Origin of the sequence: Devosia sp. (assembly GCF_024707125.1) — a bacterium.
Classification (GTDB): Bacteria; Pseudomonadota; Alphaproteobacteria; order Rhizobiales; family Devosiaceae; genus Devosia.
On record NZ_JANQAH010000011.1, the window covers coordinates 333873 to 353265 of the forward strand.

18 protein-coding genes are annotated in these 19393 nt (G+C 58.7%); 9 read left to right on the top strand and 9 right to left on the bottom strand.

The features are described 5' to 3' along the window. The first annotated feature begins 877 nt into the window (after positions 1–877). The 6 genes from NVV77_RS16595 (at position 878) to NVV77_RS16620 (ending at position 6415) form a co-directional block, all read left to right on the top strand. Positions 878–1675, top strand: coding sequence for a hypothetical protein (locus tag NVV77_RS16595; RefSeq protein WP_295415076.1), 798 nt, complete (start codon positions 878–880; stop codon positions 1673–1675). Next, complete coding sequence (locus tag NVV77_RS16600) at positions 1651–2184, top strand: O-antigen ligase (RefSeq protein WP_295415077.1); 534 nt, start codon at positions 1651–1653, stop codon at positions 2182–2184. The genes NVV77_RS16595 and NVV77_RS16600 overlap by 25 nt, the downstream gene beginning before the upstream one ends. Further along, the gene (locus NVV77_RS16605) at positions 2184–2309 is read left to right on the top strand and encodes a hypothetical protein (protein WP_295415078.1); all 126 of its coding nucleotides are present in this window, start codon (positions 2184–2186) and stop codon (positions 2307–2309) included. The genes NVV77_RS16600 and NVV77_RS16605 overlap by 1 nt, the downstream gene beginning before the upstream one ends. Next, positions 2309–3805: an O-antigen polysaccharide polymerase Wzy gene (gene wzy, locus NVV77_RS16610; protein WP_295415079.1), complete on the top strand. Its 1497-nt coding sequence runs from the start codon at positions 2309–2311 to the stop codon at positions 3803–3805. Before NVV77_RS16605 ends, wzy begins: the two co-directional genes overlap by 1 nt. After that, positions 3795–4481: an acetyltransferase gene (locus NVV77_RS16615; protein WP_295415080.1), complete on the top strand. Its 687-nt coding sequence runs from the start codon at positions 3795–3797 to the stop codon at positions 4479–4481. The genes wzy and NVV77_RS16615 overlap by 11 nt, the downstream gene beginning before the upstream one ends. Before the next feature lie 296 nt (positions 4482–4777). Then, complete coding sequence (locus tag NVV77_RS16620; protein WP_295415081.1) at positions 4778–6415, top strand: hypothetical protein; 1638 nt, start codon at positions 4778–4780, stop codon at positions 6413–6415. Here the strand turns inward: NVV77_RS16620 and NVV77_RS16625 are convergent. Further along, positions 6407–6763, bottom strand: coding sequence for a hypothetical protein (locus NVV77_RS16625; protein ID WP_295415082.1), 357 nt, complete (start codon positions 6761–6763; stop codon positions 6407–6409). The two genes, NVV77_RS16620 and NVV77_RS16625, sit on opposite strands and share 9 nt — an antisense overlap. Before the next feature lie 247 nt (positions 6764–7010). Here NVV77_RS16625 and NVV77_RS16630 point away from each other — a divergent pair, with 247 nt between their 5' ends. From NVV77_RS16630 to NVV77_RS16640, 3 genes are all read left to right on the top strand, one after another. Next, positions 7011–8405, top strand: coding sequence for an MBOAT family O-acyltransferase (locus tag NVV77_RS16630; protein WP_295415083.1), 1395 nt, complete (start codon positions 7011–7013; stop codon positions 8403–8405). Positions 8406–8448: 43 nt separating this feature from the next. Next, a complete protein-coding gene (locus tag NVV77_RS16635; RefSeq protein WP_295415084.1) occupies positions 8449–9393 on the top strand; it encodes a hypothetical protein in 945 nt (314 codons plus the stop codon). A 460-nt stretch (positions 9394–9853) separates the two neighbouring features. Next, positions 9854–11206 carry a tyrosine-type recombinase/integrase gene (locus tag NVV77_RS16640; RefSeq protein ID WP_146291719.1) on the top strand — a complete coding sequence of 451 codons (1353 nt, stop codon included), beginning with the start codon at positions 9854–9856 and terminating at the stop codon, positions 11204–11206. A gap of 127 nt (positions 11207–11333) precedes the next feature. Here NVV77_RS16640 and NVV77_RS16645 read toward each other — a convergent pair whose 3' ends face one another. From NVV77_RS16645 to NVV77_RS16680, 8 genes are all read right to left on the bottom strand, one after another. After that, positions 11334–12641, bottom strand: coding sequence for a glycoside hydrolase family 32 protein (locus NVV77_RS16645; protein WP_295415085.1), 1308 nt, complete (start codon positions 12639–12641; stop codon positions 11334–11336). 114 nt (positions 12642–12755) lie between these two features. Beyond that, on the bottom strand, positions 12756–13844 hold the full coding sequence (locus tag NVV77_RS16650) for a glycoside hydrolase family 172 protein (RefSeq protein ID WP_295415086.1): 1089 nt from the start codon (positions 13842–13844) through the stop codon (positions 12756–12758). 25 nt (positions 13845–13869) lie between these two features. Further along, positions 13870–14853: an ABC transporter ATP-binding protein gene (locus NVV77_RS16655; protein WP_295415087.1), complete on the bottom strand. Its 984-nt coding sequence runs from the start codon at positions 14851–14853 to the stop codon at positions 13870–13872. After that, complete coding sequence (locus tag NVV77_RS16660; protein WP_367178665.1) at positions 14850–15476, bottom strand: ATP-binding cassette domain-containing protein; 627 nt, start codon at positions 15474–15476, stop codon at positions 14850–14852. The genes NVV77_RS16655 and NVV77_RS16660 overlap by 4 nt, the downstream gene beginning before the upstream one ends. Then, positions 15452–15679 (bottom strand): ATP-binding cassette domain-containing protein, encoded by a 228-nt coding sequence (locus NVV77_RS16665; RefSeq protein ID WP_295415088.1) that lies wholly within the window; start codon positions 15677–15679, stop codon positions 15452–15454. The genes NVV77_RS16660 and NVV77_RS16665 overlap by 25 nt, the downstream gene beginning before the upstream one ends. Then, the gene (locus NVV77_RS16670; protein ID WP_295415089.1) at positions 15676–16542 is read right to left on the bottom strand and encodes an ABC transporter permease; all 867 of its coding nucleotides are present in this window, start codon (positions 16540–16542) and stop codon (positions 15676–15678) included. Before NVV77_RS16670 ends, NVV77_RS16665 begins: the two co-directional genes overlap by 4 nt. A gap of 2 nt (positions 16543–16544) precedes the next feature. Continuing rightward, the gene (locus NVV77_RS16675; protein WP_295415090.1) at positions 16545–17537 is read right to left on the bottom strand and encodes an ABC transporter permease; all 993 of its coding nucleotides are present in this window, start codon (positions 17535–17537) and stop codon (positions 16545–16547) included. A 66-nt stretch (positions 17538–17603) separates the two neighbouring features. Continuing rightward, entirely contained in the window at positions 17604–19352 is a 1749-nt protein-coding gene (locus tag NVV77_RS16680) for an ABC transporter substrate-binding protein (RefSeq protein WP_295415091.1), read from the bottom strand. Positions 19353–19393: the final 41 nt, after the last annotated feature.

A 19393-nucleotide genomic window follows, 5' to 3' on the forward strand; every position in this document is an offset into this window, starting at 1 on the left:
ACCCGTCTACAAAAATTGGCGCATCTTCCCCGAGCGAAACATTCTCGGGAAGCTCGGATTCGCCGCTAGCCGATCTCTGCGGATCGACAATTGCTCGTCGGCTCCTCAGGTTTGCCAGTATCGAATCGCCGGTTGGCCAGTGCCCTTCCCGCCTGCCCCCAGAAGGAACGCAAAGCTCAGTACGCCGTATCCCCGCATTGTCTCGATCCTGCTGGTTTGCGCGGATAGTGCACAATTAGTGGGATCGCAGCGGCAATCGAGGGGATGTTCGCGACCATAGTCGGTAGCTAGTTCTCAAATTCACCCCCTTGCCGCTCAGACCAATCGGCGGCCCTGTTGCATGGAGTTGGAATGTCATCGGCACGGCCCCTAGCACAGCTATGAAGTGGTGGAGTTCGCCACCCCCGACTTGTTCCAGGCCTGTTCGACATCCCGCCGACCGAAGCTGAGGCAAATTACTACGCCACGCTGACTTCGCCAGCTATAGCCGCATAACTTAATTCAAATGGCCTTCGGCAAGCTCGCGCTGTTCGATATTTTTCCGAGGGCCTCGCCGAGACACTGCGTGCACAACCAAAGTCGCCGCGTATCTAGAGGAACGATGGGCGGCTTTTCATGCGTTGGCCAAAAGTTACTGGACCTGCCACCGGTCACTTCGTTGATGGAACGCGCTCGGGGTCGTCCCATGCCGTAGTCAGCGGGCTCCGCACGCTATCGGCAGGGAAGGCTCCGACTGAAGCTTACTTGCCCATTTCCCAGTTGAAGAGGTGCGTGTGGTGCGAGACGAGCGCTGTCGGCATATCAGTCTTCCTAGAACGCATTCATTTGATTTCGACGTCGGTCTGTGACATCGGGAAACGAGTAATGGAGGATCGGGATGAGCTTTGGCCAAGACACCTCTGCACGGGGGCAGAATCCTATCGCCCTCCATGCCATCGCAGAATCATTCCTGCAGTCGCGACTAACTGCATGCGCATTTGCGTTCTGTCTGGTGGGCCTGACCTTCAAGCAGCTGCATTTCGTTGGCTCTGCCGGGCCGATAGAGATATTCACAACCGGCGTGTGCATCTTCATTCTGGTGGCTGCGGTTGCGGCCGGTCACTCATGGAAGAGCATTCCGATCTTGATAGCCACGATCATGGCGACTTGTGTTGCGATCTCCTCCATCATTGCATACGTCGTCGAGCCGGCGCGGTTGAGCATTCGCGAAGTGGCGGCCTACGCTTTTTGCTACGTGATTTTCGTGAGCTTCATTCACCTGGCAAGGACTAGCTGGCGGCTAGTTGCGCAAGCGACGGCAGTTACCATCGGGGTCTACCTCGGTCTCGCGGCCCTATGGTGGGTTCTCCCAGCGCCCTTGAACGACATCGTTTCCTATCCTGTGAACGGCAAGTTCCAAGGCCTATCCAACAACCCGAACCAGATTGCTTTTCTCGCTTTGGTGGGCCTTTCGCTGCTCTACCTACTAGACGACGGCCATCACCATGCTAAGCGGACGCTGGCCCTATCTATCGCAATGGGTGCGGCCGGCGCCTTCTCTGGCAGCTCCGCCTTCGCACTGGGTTTGTCTGCCGCCCTCTTCACCGCCGTGATCTGGTCGTTTTTTTCGATGCTTACACACGGGAAGAAGCGAAAATTCCCTGGCTGTTTGTGGTCCCGTTGGTGCTTTCGATAGGCGCGATAGTCTTCGTCCGCCCTGAAAGTCCGTCGCCTACGGCGCCGCCACCTTCGCCAACTGTGTCTACGCCAGCCCATAACGATGGCAACCAGCTGTCCACCTTGCTCGAAGCAGATGGTGGCGAAGGATCAATACGATTGGAGATGTGGTCGACAGCACTAGAGCGCTTCGCCAGTTCGCCATTGTTCGGACTGGGGCCAGGAACCCATGTTCCATGGCCGCACCCGCTCAGCGGCGAGATTAGCTACAACGAGGCACACAACACTATTCTCGACATTCTGCTCGTGGCCGGCTCGATCGGCCTTGCTGCTGCTCTGGTTCCTGTCGGCATTGTCGTCGTAAAGTCCGCTCAGGCGAACCGCCTTCCCGAGGCGGCCATTGCCATCGCCCCGATCGCCGTTTTTGCGATGGTGCACTACATAGGGCGGCAGCCGCTCACATGGATCTTCTTCGCCGCGATAGTTTTGATTTTGTCTAGCCAGCCGCTTTTGAGGAGGCCGCAATAATGGAAGAGAGCATCTGGGAAGCCGGCACCTTTGTGGCTGTGGTGATCGCCATATTGTGGTTCATGTTGATGGTTGGCATCCACCTTCCGCTGACTGAGATAGACATGCTTCCGGTCGGCCTGTAATGGCGGTTCCTACCCGCTTTGCCGTCGCTGCGCTTGCGTTGCTGACAGCGCTCGCTCTTTCGTTTCAAACGGCACTCCAACTGGACATCGGCACTGCGGAAACACTGGCGACTGCACAGTTTGTTGGAGCGATGACCTTCATCGTGCTGACCGTCGCTATCCTTCACAGGACGACGGTGCACCCATACATCTTCTTCGCTCTCACGGCGTCGTTGTTCCTGGGCGGTCGTTTTGTTGCGCGCCTCCTCGGGTCAGAAGCTCCAGTCTTCTACGACGAGGCATTCAAGATCGTCGATCTGAGCGCTACAGAGGCGCTCGCGCTAATGTCCATTGTTACGCCAAGTTTCTTGGCGATCCATGCGGGCTATATGCTTTTCTGGGGCTTGCGCTGCGATCGAGACCCCATCGATAAGATGGCGCCAGAATCGTCTCAGTTTCAGCGATCGCTGGCTTGGCCGGCAACCGTCCTCCTGGTGGTTTCGGCGCCATTAGCATTCCACGGGATAATCGATCAGTACCAGGCATGCTTCACCGGCGACTATCTATCGATCTATGCACAGGGCACCGAGTTTGCCACGCGCTTTGGAACACTGGGACAATACGGCATATTGCTCGCGACCGGCCTGGCTTTTGCCAGTCGACGGAAGTGGCTAGAGATCGTAGCCATCTCAGTATTTGCGGCCATATCTTTGGCCACTTTTGGCCTGGGAATTCGATCGGGATTTTTGGCCTTCATCCTTCTCGCAACCTGGATGACGCATAAACGCGTTCGGCGGTTGAACGTCCTCACGATTTTCATTGTCCCGGCTCTCGCGCTTGTTCTGGCACAAGGGGCCGCGGCGTTTAGCTGCAGAACGTCCATGATGGCCACTGAGGAAGTCGCTGGCAGCATGGCTACCCGGTTGGACTACTTCACCCACAGCCTGGTCCCAACAAAGCTTCTGACGTTCGCCCACTCTCAAGGCACATCGATTATTTCGATCCACGCTGCCGGCACCGTCGACAGCTATCCTTGGCCCGCCTATGTCCAAACGTTCGTGCCCGGCTTCGGCGCAGCAGCTAGTATTTCAGGAACCGCCTTCGCCCTATCCGATCTCTATTTTGGCCAGCACATGGCGAAAGAATGGATGCCGGACCGCTATGCGTTGGGGGAAGGGTTTGGGTGGTCTATCGTCTCTGACCTGGCGGTGTTTTCAAACAAGAACCACCTAGCCCTGGTGCTTTTTGGTTCCGTCGCTGGCTTTGCTTTCGCGGCCCTTGTCAGCGCAGCTGCGAGGAGCGCGTTGTGGTTCGGTGCATTGGTCGTGATTATGCCCAAGCTAGTGCTACTGCCGCGAGCGGGGCTGTATTCGATCTTTCCCTATCTGCTAGCGTTCTTGGTAATTGCAGCTGGTTGGTGGGTCTTTATGCAGATTGTAAGGCTGGCTCTTGCAAAACGGCAGGACCGTCGAAAAGCCGCGGTTAGGATTTTTGGAGGGCGTTCTAGTGGACTTTAATGATCGTTCTTACGGCCATCGAGTGGCCGTTGTCGGAGCGTCCGGTCACGGCCGTGTTGTTGCCGATATCTTAGAGATGAGCAGCTTCGACACCATGGTTGGGTACTTCGACGATGGGCGCTCTGTTGGCGATCAAATCGGCGAACACTTAGTTCTCGGCCGAATTGAAGACATTCGAGAAGTCTCTGGTCGTGTCCGCATTGACAGAATAGTTGTGGGAATCGGCGACAATGCGACCCGTGCGAAGGTTGCCGAGGCCATCCTAAAAGCGTGGCCGACGGCAAAGTTCACGACGGCGATTCACCCGTCTGCAAGCGTTGCCAGAAGCGCGAAGGTGCTCGATGGCACAGTTGTGATGGCCGGGGCTGTAATAGGGGCTGGATCAACGGTCGGACACCACTGCATCGTCAATACTAACGCTTCGCTCGATCACGACAGCGAGCTAGCGGACTTCGCAAGCATGGCGCCGATGGCAACAACTGGGGGGAATGTCAGGATCGGCCGATATTCCGCGATCTCAATTGGAGCCGTCGTAAAACACAGCGTCCGTGTGGGGCAGGATACTGTCGTCGGAGCGAACTCAACGGTGCTGGCCGACATAGGTGACGGGGTTATTGCTTACGGCACCCCTGCCCGCACAATCCGGCCACGAGTGCACGGTGACCGCTATTTGTAACCCTGCATAACCCAGAAACCGATGAGCTGCAGATACATGCGGATGGCCTCGCACCGCCTCACCCCAACAGCGCTACAGGCAACAAACCTTCGATATCGCCCATGAATGCCTCCGATGAATCCGCTCCGTCGTGAGTGCCACCCCGGGAAATTCTCAGCCGGATGATCCAAAGTCGGAGAGCACGTCAGAGGACCGATGGACCACCTGAATGGACGCATTAGCTGCGGAGGCCAAGGCCGCCTTCCGTTCAAGCCTCACATTTGTTATGGCCCTTCATCAAATAGATTGGGCCATTGATGAAGAACTTTATTGAGCGCGTGTTACTTCCGATCGCCCCCTACGCGGCTTCTGTTGCCATTGCCGCCATGTGGGCGGCCACTACTATATCCGGGGCCCCTCAAATCATCCCCTCTGCGGATGGCGGAAACGTTGCCTCAATCGTAGCAGCGCATCTCTACCCTGATCGGTTCACGACTGATCCCGTTTTCTCCAATCCGTCGAACTATCAGTTCTATCAAACTCTGATAATCCAAGCAGTTGAGGTCGTAGCACGACCAACGGGAGACATTGGCACCGCGTATATGTGGATGGGTCCACCCCTCGTCCTCCTGCAAATGGTGGGATTTTTTCTTCTCGGCCGGAATTTATTCGGCGGTCGCATCTGGCCATTTGTCCTCGCAGTTATGTCTGTACCGCCAGTCTACATCTTTGCGGGAGAGCTATGGGGCATGCTCGCCTCCCCTTTGACACGAGCCACATTCGCGGCGGTTTTCCCATTCTTGATTCTCGCGGGGCTCAGCATGCGGCAATCTTGGCAAATTCTGCCTGTTATGCTGCTTTGTGGGGCAAGCATTTATCTACACCCTGTGAGCGCTCCGTCGGTTGCCCTAGGCGTTCTGACGATGATGCTCTTTACGAAGCCGCTAGACCAAAGCTGGCCCCGGCACTTTGTATGGGCGATCGGGGGCGGGCTGCTCTTTCTCGTCAGCGCCGTACCCTTTGGCATGGGCTTTGTAAGGACATTTGCTAGCTCCGAGACCGAGGAAATTGCGCGCGTTCTGGCTGAAACCCTCAGGACAAATGTGGGCGATCAGTATTATAGCGTGGCTGTTGCAGTGTCGCAGTTTATTGCCACCGTGTTTTTGTCTGCCCCTCTTTGGATTCTGGTTATCTGGATCGCGGCGATAGTGGCGCCTTTTGTGCTCCTAGTTCACATCAGGGAACACAGGGTGCTCACTATACTGGCACTGGTATTTGGTCTGGCGGTGGGCACCGTAGCTATCTCCCTGCTTGACCAGACCATTGCAGTTCTTCGTGGCAGCCACCCTCTGCAGATCGACCTCATCCGCAACCTGCGGTTCTTCGTCCCGGTGATGCTTATCCTGCTGGTTTGGATGCTCGCCAAAATCACGGAACAGCGAACCGCCCGACGATGGCTTAGTCCTGCTCTTGGTACAATCCTGATTGCGGCTTGGTGGGGGCACTACCCCAACCCCATCGTCGGGCAAACGGCGCTTTCAAGGCCCACCGTGGTAGAAGAAGACCGGCGCTTACTCTCTTACCTAGCGGCACTACCGGTGGGGAGCCGCATACTTCCGCTACCCTATGTGGCCAATTCTGAGGAAGTGAGCATGTTGGCTTTGGCCATACGATACGAAGCGCTTCAGCCGACATCGTTCCTGTACAAGGATATGAATTTCCTTTCCTATTCCGGCAGCGACGAAATTGTGCCCTGGCACACCACAATGCAGGCGCTGCAATCCATAGATGACGGGACAGCATCTGAAGACGCCTTGAAAGGGGTCATTCTCGCAACGAACACAGACTATGTCCTAGTCCATGAAAGTGCGTCGGTGTATGCGAAAGCCGCAACTCAGTCACTAGACGGCAATGTGCAACAGTTCGGCAAATGGAAACTCATTGACTTAAACTGAGCCCCCACTGATGGCGAGCACCATTCCCACCATTATTAGCGTGAACCCAAATGCAAATTTGGGTGACAGTCTTTCCTTGAGGAAGACTGCGGCGCCGAGTGGCACCATCGCTGATCCAAAGAGCGCAAACGGATATGCCGTGCTAAGAGGCAACTGGGTCAGCACCCATAGCCAAAGCACTACATTACTTCCATATGCGAGGATCGCCAGGATGAACTGCCAGGAGACGATCAATCGAAAGATGGGCGCCCCGTCTAGTCGCAGGTTGGCAACGCCCTTGAGCGCAAGCTGACCTCCTGCCATAAGAAGCGCTACTGCAAGGCCGGCGATAATGATCAGAATATTCACTGGGAGCCCGCGATGAAGAACATTGGCTTGGCAATATTAGGACTGGCGCTAACCCCGTTAGTAGCCATTTGTTTGCTCCGAAGCCACCACGGAAACTGAAAGACAGCACCGCGCGTTATCGTCCGCTCCACACGGGCCAGCAGGCGTTATGCCTCGCTTGAGAACTCGGGCTCCGCCGCAAGCTGAAAAGCCATCGGCCACGAAACGATCGGCCCAAACCCTCCTTGCCCCTTGAGGACGAAAAGCCTTGTCTTTCGTATCGATCGAGTTCTTCGCGCTACTCACTATCACTTTCTGCGCCTACTATCTGTTCTCGCATGTGGCGACGCAGAACCTGCTCATAGTCGTCACCAGCCTTGTTTTCTATGCGGCGTGGGACTGGCGATTTGTTCTGTTGGTAGTCGGCCTCACCGCCGCTACCTATGGCGCGGCGATCTGCGTAGAAACTACGAAGACGCAATCATCTAGGCGCGCTTGGCTTGTCGCCTTTCTCTGCTTAGTGCTCATCGTTCTTGGGTTTTTCAAATACTTCAATTTTTTCGTTTCATCTGCGGCTACTCTCGCAGCCTCAGTAGGTCTGAGTACCAACTCCGGATCTTTGGAGATCATCCTTCCGCTCGGAATCTCCTTCATGACATTTCAGGCAATGGCGTACGTCATTGATGTCTACCGCGGTGATTGCCTAGCTGACCGAGACCCAGTCCGTGTGCTGGCTTACAAGACCTTCTTCCCCCAACTGGTGGCGGGACCAATCGAGCGCGCAGGGCACCTGCTGGAGCAGTTCAAAGCTCCCAGAACGCTTACCAGCGAGAAAGTTGCGCGGGCGGTGTGGCTCATGGTCTACGGCTACGCACTAAAGGTAATTTTCGCGGACAGCTTAGCCCCGATCGTCGATTCGCTCTTTCAGCCAGACCAACAGTACGGATGGAGCGTCATTTGGGGATCGATCGCCTTCGGCATTCAGATTTACGCGGATTTTTGCGGCTACAGTCTCATTGCCAAGGGCGTCGCGCTTCTCTTTGGCTTTGACCTAATCTGGAACTTTCGCTTCCCGTACTGGTCAGTCTCCTTGTCTGACTTCTGGAGACGTTGGCATATTGGACTATCGTCTTGGTTGAGGGACTACATTTACATTCCGCTGGGGGGCAGCAGAGACGGCCACATCACCGCGGGCCGCAACATGATCATTACCATGGCGCTAGGAGGCTTGTGGCACGGTGCCTCATGGAATTTCGTGTTGTGGGGGCTCCTACACGGCTTCACCCAAGCAGCCTGGCGCCTCTTCCGTTTCCCTGCCTCTCCTACTTCGCTAGTTGGGAAGGCGACAGGATGGGCAGTGACGATGTTGGTGGTATTTGTCGGATGGTTTCTCTTTCGTGCCTCCGACTGGTCCACACTAACCAGTATGGTTCGGGCACTGGTCACCTGGCGTTGGTTGGACGTTCACACGGAGCTAGTTCGGACGCTCGCTACGATAGTTGCAGCGTTAGCGCTCTTGGAATATTTCCTTATCAGGAAGGGGGATTTTTTCCTGATAGAAGGCCGGAAAATACTCCTATATCCGGTGATGTCGGCAATGGTAGTTGTCACGGTCAGCCTGCTTGGCGGAAACCAACCGAGTTTCATCTATTTCGAGTTCTAGTCGATTTTGAAGAGCGGTATTCCGACACATGCGTCGATCCATAATGCTGGTCGTAAAATTCGTTTGGCCGCTCTTCATCTGGATTGGAGCAATCCTTGCCGTCCTCCATGTTTTGTATTTGCCAAATGCGGCTGGGACTGACAGCGCGGGGGGGATGAGTGTCGACCACTTCATCGTCAGAGAGCAAGTCGAGAGGTCGACGCGGGTCAAATCGGACATCGCCCTACTTGGCGACAGCTCTTGTCTCATGGGGCTATCCCCAAAGGACATGCCCAACAAGCTGGGAAGCATAGAGTCATTTTGTACGCTGGCCTACGTTGGCCCGACAGGGTACGCCCTGATGCTCGAGCAAATGCTGGACGTCAGGACAGAACCTGAAACGTTGGTGTTGGTTTTCAACCCGGTCCAATTTCGTCCAGAACCCAGCTGGAGCGACTGGGATAGCTACGTGACCCCGCCGACGACGCCACATGCGCCAACTCACGTATTTCCATTTTCGGGCCTGGAATTTCTTCGCGTGGAAGGGCTCAACAGGCTTATCTTTTCGCCGTTGCCCGGTGCCTATGGTCGTTACTATGGTTCAGCCACCAAGTTCAGAGAAACTATTGATCAGAACGCGGGATCCGCTGTCGATCCAAATCTGACGGGACGGGGTACAGACACCGCCTCCAGCTTTGTAATGAATGCTGAATATCTAAATTCGCTTGATAGACTTCGCGACGCCTTGGACGGTTTTGGCTCTAGCAAAGTATATCTCGTAATTTCTCCAGTCCCTGACCCACTGACCACCGACCTTGTCGACGAAAGAGACAAATCCGCCATGGTTTTGGCATCTCGACTTGGGCTCGCTCCTGGACAGATTCTGACTTCTCCCGCCGTCATGGCTAGTGGCTTGTTTGCCACAGAAACCCATTTGGGGCCCGAGGGGAAAGCGGAATTTACGCGTATGATTGGTGCAGAACTCTTGCGGGTTTTGGCTAGGGAGTGACGCTCGTCACTCCCTAGCCATCTGTGCGTCAGCACGATTATGGAAGCTTTTGCGCGAGGGCTGTGACCAGTGCGGCGAACCTGCGCCTGCCCGTTGTCGTTTCGTTTGCGTAAGGATGCCATGTGGCAAAGCCTTTCGATGTGACCAGTCTATGACCGGCTTACGAAAAGCGTATTAAACGCTGACGTCTTGCACGTCTAAGCCCCTGTAAGAACAGGGTAACTAATGGCGCACCCGGCGAGATTCGAACTCACGACCTCTGCCTTCGGAGAATGGATAGTGGCTTTCGCCGAACCTATCCGTTTCTATCCGATTGCGCGCTATGCCACTGAAATCACAAAACAAATTTGAATTGGATCAGCGCCAACGGTACGACGGAGCGGCTCATACCCCTCCCCTGGTGCTTACGCATTGCTTACGCATTGCTTACGCGGGGATTCTGTCAAGGAAAGGTCCCCGAATGACAAAGCTGACCAAACGAACCGTCGATGCTACCGAAATCAAGTCCTCGGACTATGTCCTATGGGACGATGACCTTCCAGGGTTTGGACTGCGCGTCTTCAAATCGGGAAAGCGAAGCTATGTGGTGCAGTATCGCACTGCCGGTCGCTCGCGTCGCTTCACGATCGGCCTGCACGGAGTTTGGACTCCTGAAGAGGCGAGGCGCGAAGCCAAAGTCCTGCTCGGCCAGGTCGCACGAGGAGGCAACCCGGCCGAGGAGCGCAAGCTCGATCGCGAGGCCATCACCGTCAAGGAACTCTGCAACCGATACCTTGAAGACCTCAGGAATGGTCTTGTGTTCGGGAAGCGAGGGCGGCCGAAGAAGCAAACGACAATCTCCACCGATGTGGGCCGCATAGAGCGGCACATCGTTCCCCTGCTCGGCAATCGACGGGTGCGGGATTTGGCCAAGTCCGACATCACCCAAGCCATGAAGGACATCATGGCGGGAAAGACACGCGCGAACGTCAAGACCGACAAGCTGCGCGGGCGCGCCATCGTTCGTGGCGGCCCCGGCACTGCGGCCCGGACGATCGGCCTCTTCGGCGGCATTCTTACCTACGCGGTCGAACTCGGCATCATCGATCAGAATCCCGTGCACGGCGTCCGCAAGCCGAAGGACCAGGTTAACGCTCGCCGTCTTAGCGAGCAGGAGTATCGCACGCTCGGCGATATCCTGCGGAAGGCCATTGTGGATCGGCAATACGAAACCACTGCAGAGATCATCCGGGTGATCGCGTTAACCGGGTGCCGGCGCAGCGAGGTCATTGGTCTGCAGTGTGGTGAAGTCGATACAGAAGGCAGTTGCCTGCGCCTGACCGACAGCAAGGAGGGCGCCTCGGTGCGTCCAATCGGTCTGCCTGTGCTGGAGTATCTCGAGAGCCGCCGCCACGAAGAGCAAGATGCCGAGGACTATGTCTTTCCCGGCTGGGAGGATGACACGCCATTCGGTGCCTTCCCTAGACAATGGACCAAGCTGTTCAAAGATACCGATCTGGCCAACATCACGCCCCATGTTTTGCGGCACAGCTTCGCGAGTATCGGGAATGACCTCGGTTTCACCGAGGCAACCATCGCTGCCCTGGTTGGCCATTCTCGAGGGACGATAACCGGCCGCTACATCCACACCGTGGATACCGCACTTGTTATGGCGGCCGACAGTATCGCCGGCTACATCCAGGGCCTGTTGGACGGCGTCGCGTTCCCCCACACCGCCTATGCGCTTGATCGGGCTTCAAGGAAATCGGCGCTTGCTCACTTCCTTGGAAAGCCGAAACCAAAAGGAAGGAGTGCTGAGCGATCTGCAGCTTAATCAAACGTCCGCTTCGCGCCCCAATCTGGCCGTTTGACGTAGTTGATCTGATTGCCAAAAGCGGACATCGCAAATAGGCCTGCTGCAGACTAAACCGATCCAGAAATTCCAGATGGCTTTATATGGTCTACCTCAACCCTACTAGTTTATGTTCTCCGGCCGGTGGGGGATAAAACAGCTGCGTGATCCAGATCAGCCCATCAGCTGTGGCCAGTTCCACGACGCCGCGGTCGACATGGATGTCCAACCGCAGCGGCCCGGCCTTGGGAAACGGGGCTACGACGCTGTAGCTGTGGCCAAAGGCCGGGATCGCCGGCGTCTGGCTCCGGATCACGAGGATAGTGGCTTCGTCAGCGGCGGTGCGAGTGACCCTGAACTGCGGCTGATGCTCCCCGAAAAGCGCTATATTCATAGACTGGCCGACGGTGAGGGGCAGTTCCACTTCGCGCCGGTAAACACCGGGATCAGCCGATGCGTCGAACGCAGCCGCAACCGACGGCGGGAGCGACTGAGCGAGCCGGAGACCCTGGCGCGTCTCGGTCAGCGACAGGGTTCGCGGCAACGACATGACGCCGCGGAAGTTTTCTGTCGGGGTGATTCTGGCATATTGCCAATTGCTGGCCCAGCCGAGAACTATTGGAGCAGCGCCCTGCCGATCGAAGAAGGTCTGGGCAGCGTAGAAGTCCCTGCCATAGTCCAGCCAGAGGGTAGTGCCCGGCCGATTGTCGTTGACGAACGCGCTGCCATCGAACTGGCCGACGAAATACTGCGTCCCCGACCCCGCGGCATAGGCACCCGAGCCGATGCCGACGATCAAGATCCAGTGCTCCGCTCCGCGGCTGTCCATGATGGGAAACAAGTCGGGGCATTCCCAGGGGCCGTCGCTGTGACGTCCATGACCCTCGCCGAAGCTACTTTCGAAGTGCCAGTCGATCTGGTCCTGCGACGAGTAGAATCCGATCGACTGTCCGTGGGTCACCGCCATGACCCAGCGCTTGCTGGCTTCGTGCCAGAGCACCTTGGGATCGCGGAAACAGACCAGGCCGGGGTTATCGAGCACTGGATTGGCGGCGTCGAACCGAAATGTCGTCAGAGATTGGTCGGCGTGAACCAGGCACTGAACCTGATAGTCCTGGTCATCGATGCGCCGGTGCGCGGTATAGAATAGTTTGATCTCGCCGTCCGCACCCTCGACGGCCGTCCCGGAAAAACAGGTGCCCAGCTCGTTTGGGTAGAGTGCGACGGGCAATTCTCGCCAGGTGACGAGATCGGTACTGCAGGCGTGCCCCCAATGCATCGGACCATGATTGATGCTGCCGGGATCGTGCTGGAAGAACAGGTGGTAGACGCCATCGACCTTGATCAAGCCGTTCGGATCGTTCATCCAGCCCTGCGCAGGCGAAAAATGCAGTCTTGGTCGAAATTCTTCTGACACGGCATTCTCCTTCCGAAGGTCAAGAAAAGAGCCGCCTGTATGGCGGCTCGGAGGCAGGGTCGGCGGGAGGTCCACCCTGGAGCGCTGATGTGCCAACGTTGCGGCACGCGCCGATCAGACGATGAGCAGGAACTCACGGTCTGGGAGGGGCTGAAGTACCGGCGCAGGCAGCGTCTGGTACCAGTAGGCCACCGACGCTACGTCGTCCTGCATGGGTAGCCAGCGGCCGTTATAACCCCAGCCCAGGGCCTGCACCGTGACCTTGAGATCGCTGTCGAAGCGGATCGGGTCCATGACGTGGAAGCGATACATGCCCATGCGGAACTGCGTGCGATAGTCCGATGTCGGTCGGACCACTTGGTGGAAACCCGCATAGGGCGTGGTGTAGGTGACATATTCCTTGTCGTGTTTGGGGGTCGGATCGAAATTGTACGATCCGCAGAAATAGTCCTCGAGCCCGGTCGAGGCGATGGTGGGGTACTCGCTGTCCCCGTCCATGAAGAACTTGACCTCGCCTTCGCCCCACCAGCCATTGTTGTTCTGGCCCCAGGCCAGATACATACCCACGAACTGGCCCTTGCCTGTGATGCCGTCGATCACGGTATAGTCGGTCTTGTAGGGAATGGGATTGGTCCGGCGGAAATGCGCGTGGAAATAGGCGCAGTCGTCCGGCACTTCGGTCAGGGTATAGTTGATCTGGTAGTAGAGCGTCATCTGCTCTTCGGCGATGTTAGTCATGGTGATGCGCGCCCGCTTGCGGAACGGCATTTCCCAGTAGGAATTGAAGGCGCTGCCCGGATTGACGCAGATCGGCAGGGCCGACATCTGGGCGAATTCACCCCAGCCTGAGCCAAAGAAGTCACCCACCGGGCACTCGACCGACGGGACATCGCTATCGTCCCAGTAGATGCGCAGAATGGTGAAGCGCCAGTTGCCCGTAGGCGTCATCCAAATGTGCTGGATGGCGCCAGGCCCCTCGATATCGGCGATGACACGGGTCTCGCCCGGCTCGATGCGGATGGACGGGGATATTTTCCAGCCCTTGCCAAGGTCGCGCGCGGCTTGGGCACCGGTGCCTTCGGTGGCCATGCAGGCCGCGCCCTTTTCGCCGGTAAAGTTCTCGGCGCAGATGGATCGGGTCCTGGCATTGGACAAGCGTGACAGATTGCCCAGATGCATGCCGAGGCCGTTGAAACCAGTCATAATATTCCTCACTGCGCTTGGGCGCTTATGGTTTTGCTTGAACGTGATGGTGGGAGCGTGTGGCGTTGACCGCCTGCTGCACCGCTGCCGCCGTAGTGGGAGCCTCATCGGGCCGCAGGGGCATGGCGACGGCGCGCAGGGGCTCGGTGTGATAGAGGCCGATGGGCCCGGTCGGCAGGAAGGCCGATGGCGCAGGCGGCTCGGCGTCGAGGTTCCAGTCCCGATCTGGATCGGGCGACGGCACCGCCTCGAGCAAGGCGCGCGTATAGGGATGCTGCGGGCGATGAATGACGGCATCGGCATCGCCGACTTCGAGGATGTGGCCGCCATGCAGGACGACGATGGTATCGGCCACCTGGTAGGCCGTTGCCAGGTCGTGCGTGACATAGATCAGCGAGATTCCGAGGTCACGGTTGAGGCCGAACAGGATTTCGAGGATGGTCGAGCGCAGCGACGCATCGACCATCGATACCGGTTCGTCCGCCAGGATGATCTGCGGATCGAGCAGCAGGGCGCGCGCGATCATCACGCGCTGGCGCTGGCCGCCCGAGAGCTGGTGCGGATATTTGCCCAGCGTCTCCTCGGGCCGCAGGCCCACCCGCTGCAGCGTCGTTTCGATGCGCGCATAGCCTTCGTCGCGTGACCTCACGAGGCCAAAGGCCCGCATGGGTGTCATCAGGGCATGGTCGACGCGGTAGAAAGGGTTGTAGACCGCGAAGGGATCCTGGAAAATCGCCTGCACCTCGCGGCGGAAGGTCCGCTGGCTGGCGCCGCTCAAGCGACTGACCTCGGCACCGTCGTAGCGCACACTGCCGCGCGATGGCGGCTGCAGGCCCAGCAGCAGCCTGATCAGGGTTGATTTGCCACTGCCGCTCTCGCCCACCACCGCAGTGATGGACGGCTGTTGGCCGCCAACAGCAAGCGCGACATTCTGCAGTGCCGTCTTGGTCTTGTTGAGGCCGAGCTGGAAGACGACGTCGGCGCCGGAGACTTCGAGAAGCTTGCTCAATTGGCAGCCTCCTGTGTCCCGGTCCGCAGAAATCGCGCCTGTCTATCGAAGGACGGGAGCGAGTGGATCAGCATGCGGGTATAGTCGTGTCGGGGATTGGCGAAGATCTCGTGGACCGGGCCGACCTCGATGAGCTCGCCCCGATACATGACGCCCAGAGTGGTCACGAAATGAGCCATCAACGCCATGTCGTGGCCGATCAGGATGATGGCCGCGCCGATATCGCGCTGCACGCGCCCCAGCGTGCTCAGCACCTGCTTCTGGACCATCACGTCGAGGGCGCTGGTCGGCTCGTCAGCCAGGATCAGGCTCGGCTTGAGGGCAATGGACATGGCGATGCAGACGCGCTGCTTCATGCCGCCGGACAATTCGTGCGGATAGCGCCACTGCACCTCCGGCGGAAGCCCGACGCGCGAGAGCAATTCACCGATGATGCGGTCACGTTCGGACCGGCCGTGATGCACGCCGTGATCGTCGTAGATGTCGGCGATCTGCGCCCCCACGCGCATGACTGGGTTGAGCGAATTCATCGCGCCCTGTGGCACGAGCGACATATCGGCGAAGCGCAGTTGCCGGTAGGCCTCGTCATCCAGCGTCGTCAGTTCGCGGCCGTTGAGCTCCAGGCGGCCGCTGCTGACGAGGCCCCCTTGAGCATGCGCATCAGCGCCAGGATAGTGGTCGACTTGCCCGAGCCGGACTCCCCGACCAGGCCGAAGCGTTCCCCGCGCTGCAGCGAGAAGTTGACATTACGGGTGGCGAAGAACGAGCCACGCGCCGTGGGATATTGGACGGTCAGATCGGAGACCTTGAGCACCGTGTCACTCATGACTGGCTCCTCAGGCGCGGATTGGCGAAGTCGTCGAGCGCGCTGGCGATCAGGAACAGGGCTATAAAAAGCAGCGCAAGGATGATGATGGGTGGACACCACCACCACCACATGCCGCGGCTGAAGGCGGCGTAAAGCAAGGCCCAGTAGATGGTCATGCCCAGGGTCGGCGTGTTCTGTGGGCCCAGGCCGAGCACTTCGAGACCCATGCCGGACAGGATGGCGCCGGAGGTCGCCCCGACCAGGGAGGCGAAGGCGATGGGGATGACGTTGGGGAAAATCTCGCGGAAGATGATGGAGAAATTCCCCAGCCCCGAAAGCCGCGCCATCTGCACGTAGCCGAGCTCGCGCAGGGTGAGGACCTGGGCGCGGATGACGCGCGTGGCATGCATCCACGAGAGCGAGGCAATGATCAGCGCCATCATCTCCACATTGACCGCCCGCACCGATGCCGCGACGACCAGCAGGATGGCGAGCGGCGGAATGGTCAGCATCGTGTCGGTGACGCCGCTGATAATCCGGTCCCACCAGCCGCCGAAATAGCCGGAGAACAGGCCCAACATGACCCCGATCGTCGTGCCGATCACGCCCGCGAGCACACCCATGCGAAGAGTCTGCGGGGTGCCGGCGATAATGACGGCGAGCAGTTCCCGGCCGCCGCTGTCGGTACCCAGCCAGTGATCGGCAGAGGGTGGCTGGTTGGTCCGGACCGAAATGGGTTCGGCCAAGCGCACGTCGATGAACAGCGGACCGACAAGGCCGATGAGCAGGAGCAGCGCCAGGATGACAAGGCCGGCGATCATCTTCGGGCTGGCGCCCAGATAGAGCAGCGCGGCCCGCGTGTTGCGCAGGAGGGAATACATGGTCAGAGCCTCTGGATGCGCGGGTCGAGGAGCGGATAGAGCAGGTCGAGGACCAGCACCGCGAAAGCGACCGTAATAACGAGGAAGAAGGCGACGCCCTGGATGAGGAAATAATCCGAGCTGCGCAGGGCATTATAGAGCAGGTAGCCGATGCCTGGATAGTTGAAGGCCACCTCGACCAGAACGGAGCCCGATGCGGCCGTGCCCAGGGCGATGGCCAGCGCCGTCACCTGCGGCAGCATAGCGTTGCGCATCGCGTACTTGAAGAATATCCGCCCCTTCTTGAGGCCCTTGGCCTCGGCCAGCGCCAGATAGTCCTCGCCCAGCACGTTGATCATGGCGCCGCGCATGCCGAGCGCCCAGAAACCCAGGCCGGCAAGGACGATCGACAGAGCCGGCAGGAAGGCGTGGTAGGCAAGGTCCCACAGGACAGGGAATGAAAAGCCATTGGGGAAGACCGAATAGGCGCCACCCAGCGGAAACCAGCCTGTCCATATGGCCAGCAGATAAAGCACGATCAGTGCCAGCAGATAATAGGGGATGGCCGACAGGACCATCAGGAAAGGCGCCAGCCGATGCACGGCGCGCGGCGAGCCGGGCCAGGCCAGCAGCGCCCCAATCAGGCTGCCAAGGCCAAAGGCGATGACGGTCGATACCGACAGGAGCGCGATAGTCCAGGGCAGCGCACCAAGAATGGCGCTGGTGACGCTTTGCGGGAAGTAGGAGATCGAGCTGCCCAGGTCGAGTCGGAGCGAATTGAACAGATAGCGCCCGTATTGCACGATCATCGGATCGTCGAGACCGAAGCGCTCGCGATAGACCGTGACGATGTCCTGGGCACCCTGCACCTGCTGCCCGCGCGACATCAGCTGTTCGAGTACGGCTGCGGTGGGGTCGCCCGGCGCCAGGCGGGGAACGATAAAATTGACGGTCGTCGCCGCAAGGACGACGGCAAAGAACATTGCCAGCCGCCGGAACACGTAGCCCCAGGTCATAGCCCAACTCCAAGTGGTTTGGTTGGAAGTCGCCGGCGGACGCGCCGCCGGCGACGATTTCGGGTGTTACGGCTGCTTCTTGGTGACTTCCGCCACGATCAGCAGATCGGTCGCCCACCAGAAACCGGGGTGGACATAGTTGTTCTCCGAGGTTGGGAAGTTGTCCCAGTAGTGCCCGTTGAAGCTGGTGAGCAGCGCGGCCTGGACCAGCGGAATGGCCGGCATTTCAGGCAGCCAGATCGCCAGGGCCTCGTGGAACAGCTCCTGCATGCGCGGATCGTCCGAAGCGGTGACGGCCATCTCGTCGACGATGGCGTCGAAGTCCGGGTTGGACCAGCGCGTGCGGGCACCGGTCGCTACCTCGCCCATGGGGGCGGCGTGGCGGCTGTGGTAGAGCTCCAGTGTACCATAGGGGTCGGAGATGCCGCCGCAGGAAACGTCGAGCCAGGCGTCAGCGCGACCCGAATTGAGGGCATCGGAGAAGGCAGCGATATCGGACAGCACGAAGTTGGCGTCAAAGCCGGCACGCTGCAGCAGCTGGGTCACCACCGGAGCCATGCGGGTCTGGTCGGCTTCGCCCTGGCGGATCACCAGATCGATGGTGATCGGGTTGCCCTCCTTGTCCTGCCAGAAGTCGCCATTCTTTGTGTAGCCCGCCGCTTCCATCGTGGCCGCTGATTTGTCGACGTCATAGGCCAGCGTGTCGTACTCGCTGAAGAGGTCGGCAGCGTTGTCCATGTAGGAGGCGAAGGGCGGATAGTCCGGCGTCATCCACTTGGCCGGCACCGTCAGGTTTTCCCAGGCGATGTCTACGATGGCATCGCGGTTAAGCGCCTCCGAGATCGCCCAGCGCAGTTGCGGGTCGTCGAATGGCGCCTGGGTGGTGTTGAACGCCATGTAGCGCGGGCACGGGTCGAGATAGGCGTATGGCGCCTCGGGGAACCACGAGAAGACGTCGTTGTTGTTGGCGACGACCTGCTCGAAGTTATCGCGGCCCAGCACCCAGACCGAATCCAGCTCGTTGTTGCCGGCCATGGCGGCGCGGCGCTCCTCGCTGCCGGCCGTCTTGAAAATCACCTGCAGCGGTTCGGGAAGGTCATGGAAGCCGCTGGCGGCACCCCACCAGTCATCGCGGCGCTGCCACACGGTTTCCGTGCTGGTCGACGAGATGAGCTGGTAGGGCGAGGTCGAGACCGGCCAACCCTTGCTGGTGTCGTAGTTGGTGAAGGTCTGCGGATCCTCGTTTTCCCAGATATGCTTGGGCAGGATCATGGTGGTGCCGTAGATACGGACGCCGAAGGCGTCGAGCATGTAGCGAGGATTGGCCGAGGTGAGGGTAATCTTGACGGTGTGTGCATCGACCGCCGCGATATCCTTCACCCAGGTCTTGGCGTTCACCGAGTAGTTGCCCAGTGCCGGAGCATTGTCCTTGAGCATGTTCATGGTGTAGACGACGTCATCTGCGGTGAACGGCGTGCCGTCGCTCCACTTGGCCTCGGGCTGGAGGCTAATGGTGACTTCGTCGAAGCTATCGTTGAACTGGTAGCCGCTTGCCAACCACGGGACCATTTCCCCGGTCTCGTAGTTATAGTAGAAGAGTGACTCGAAGCCGACCTGTTGAAGTCCAGCATGCTGCAACGTGCTGGGCAGGAATGGATTGTAGTTTTCGGGCGTGGTGACGCGTTCCGAAATGTTTTCGAAGATCAGCTGATCTTCACGCGCAACCTGTTGCGCGAGAGTCGTAGAAGCGGTGCTTGTCGTGGCAGCGACAAGCAGCACGCCCAGAGCGCCGTAGCGCCGGGTTATAGACCGCATGGGTCTCTCCTCCCAAATGTGTGCCGACGTTTTATTGGTTC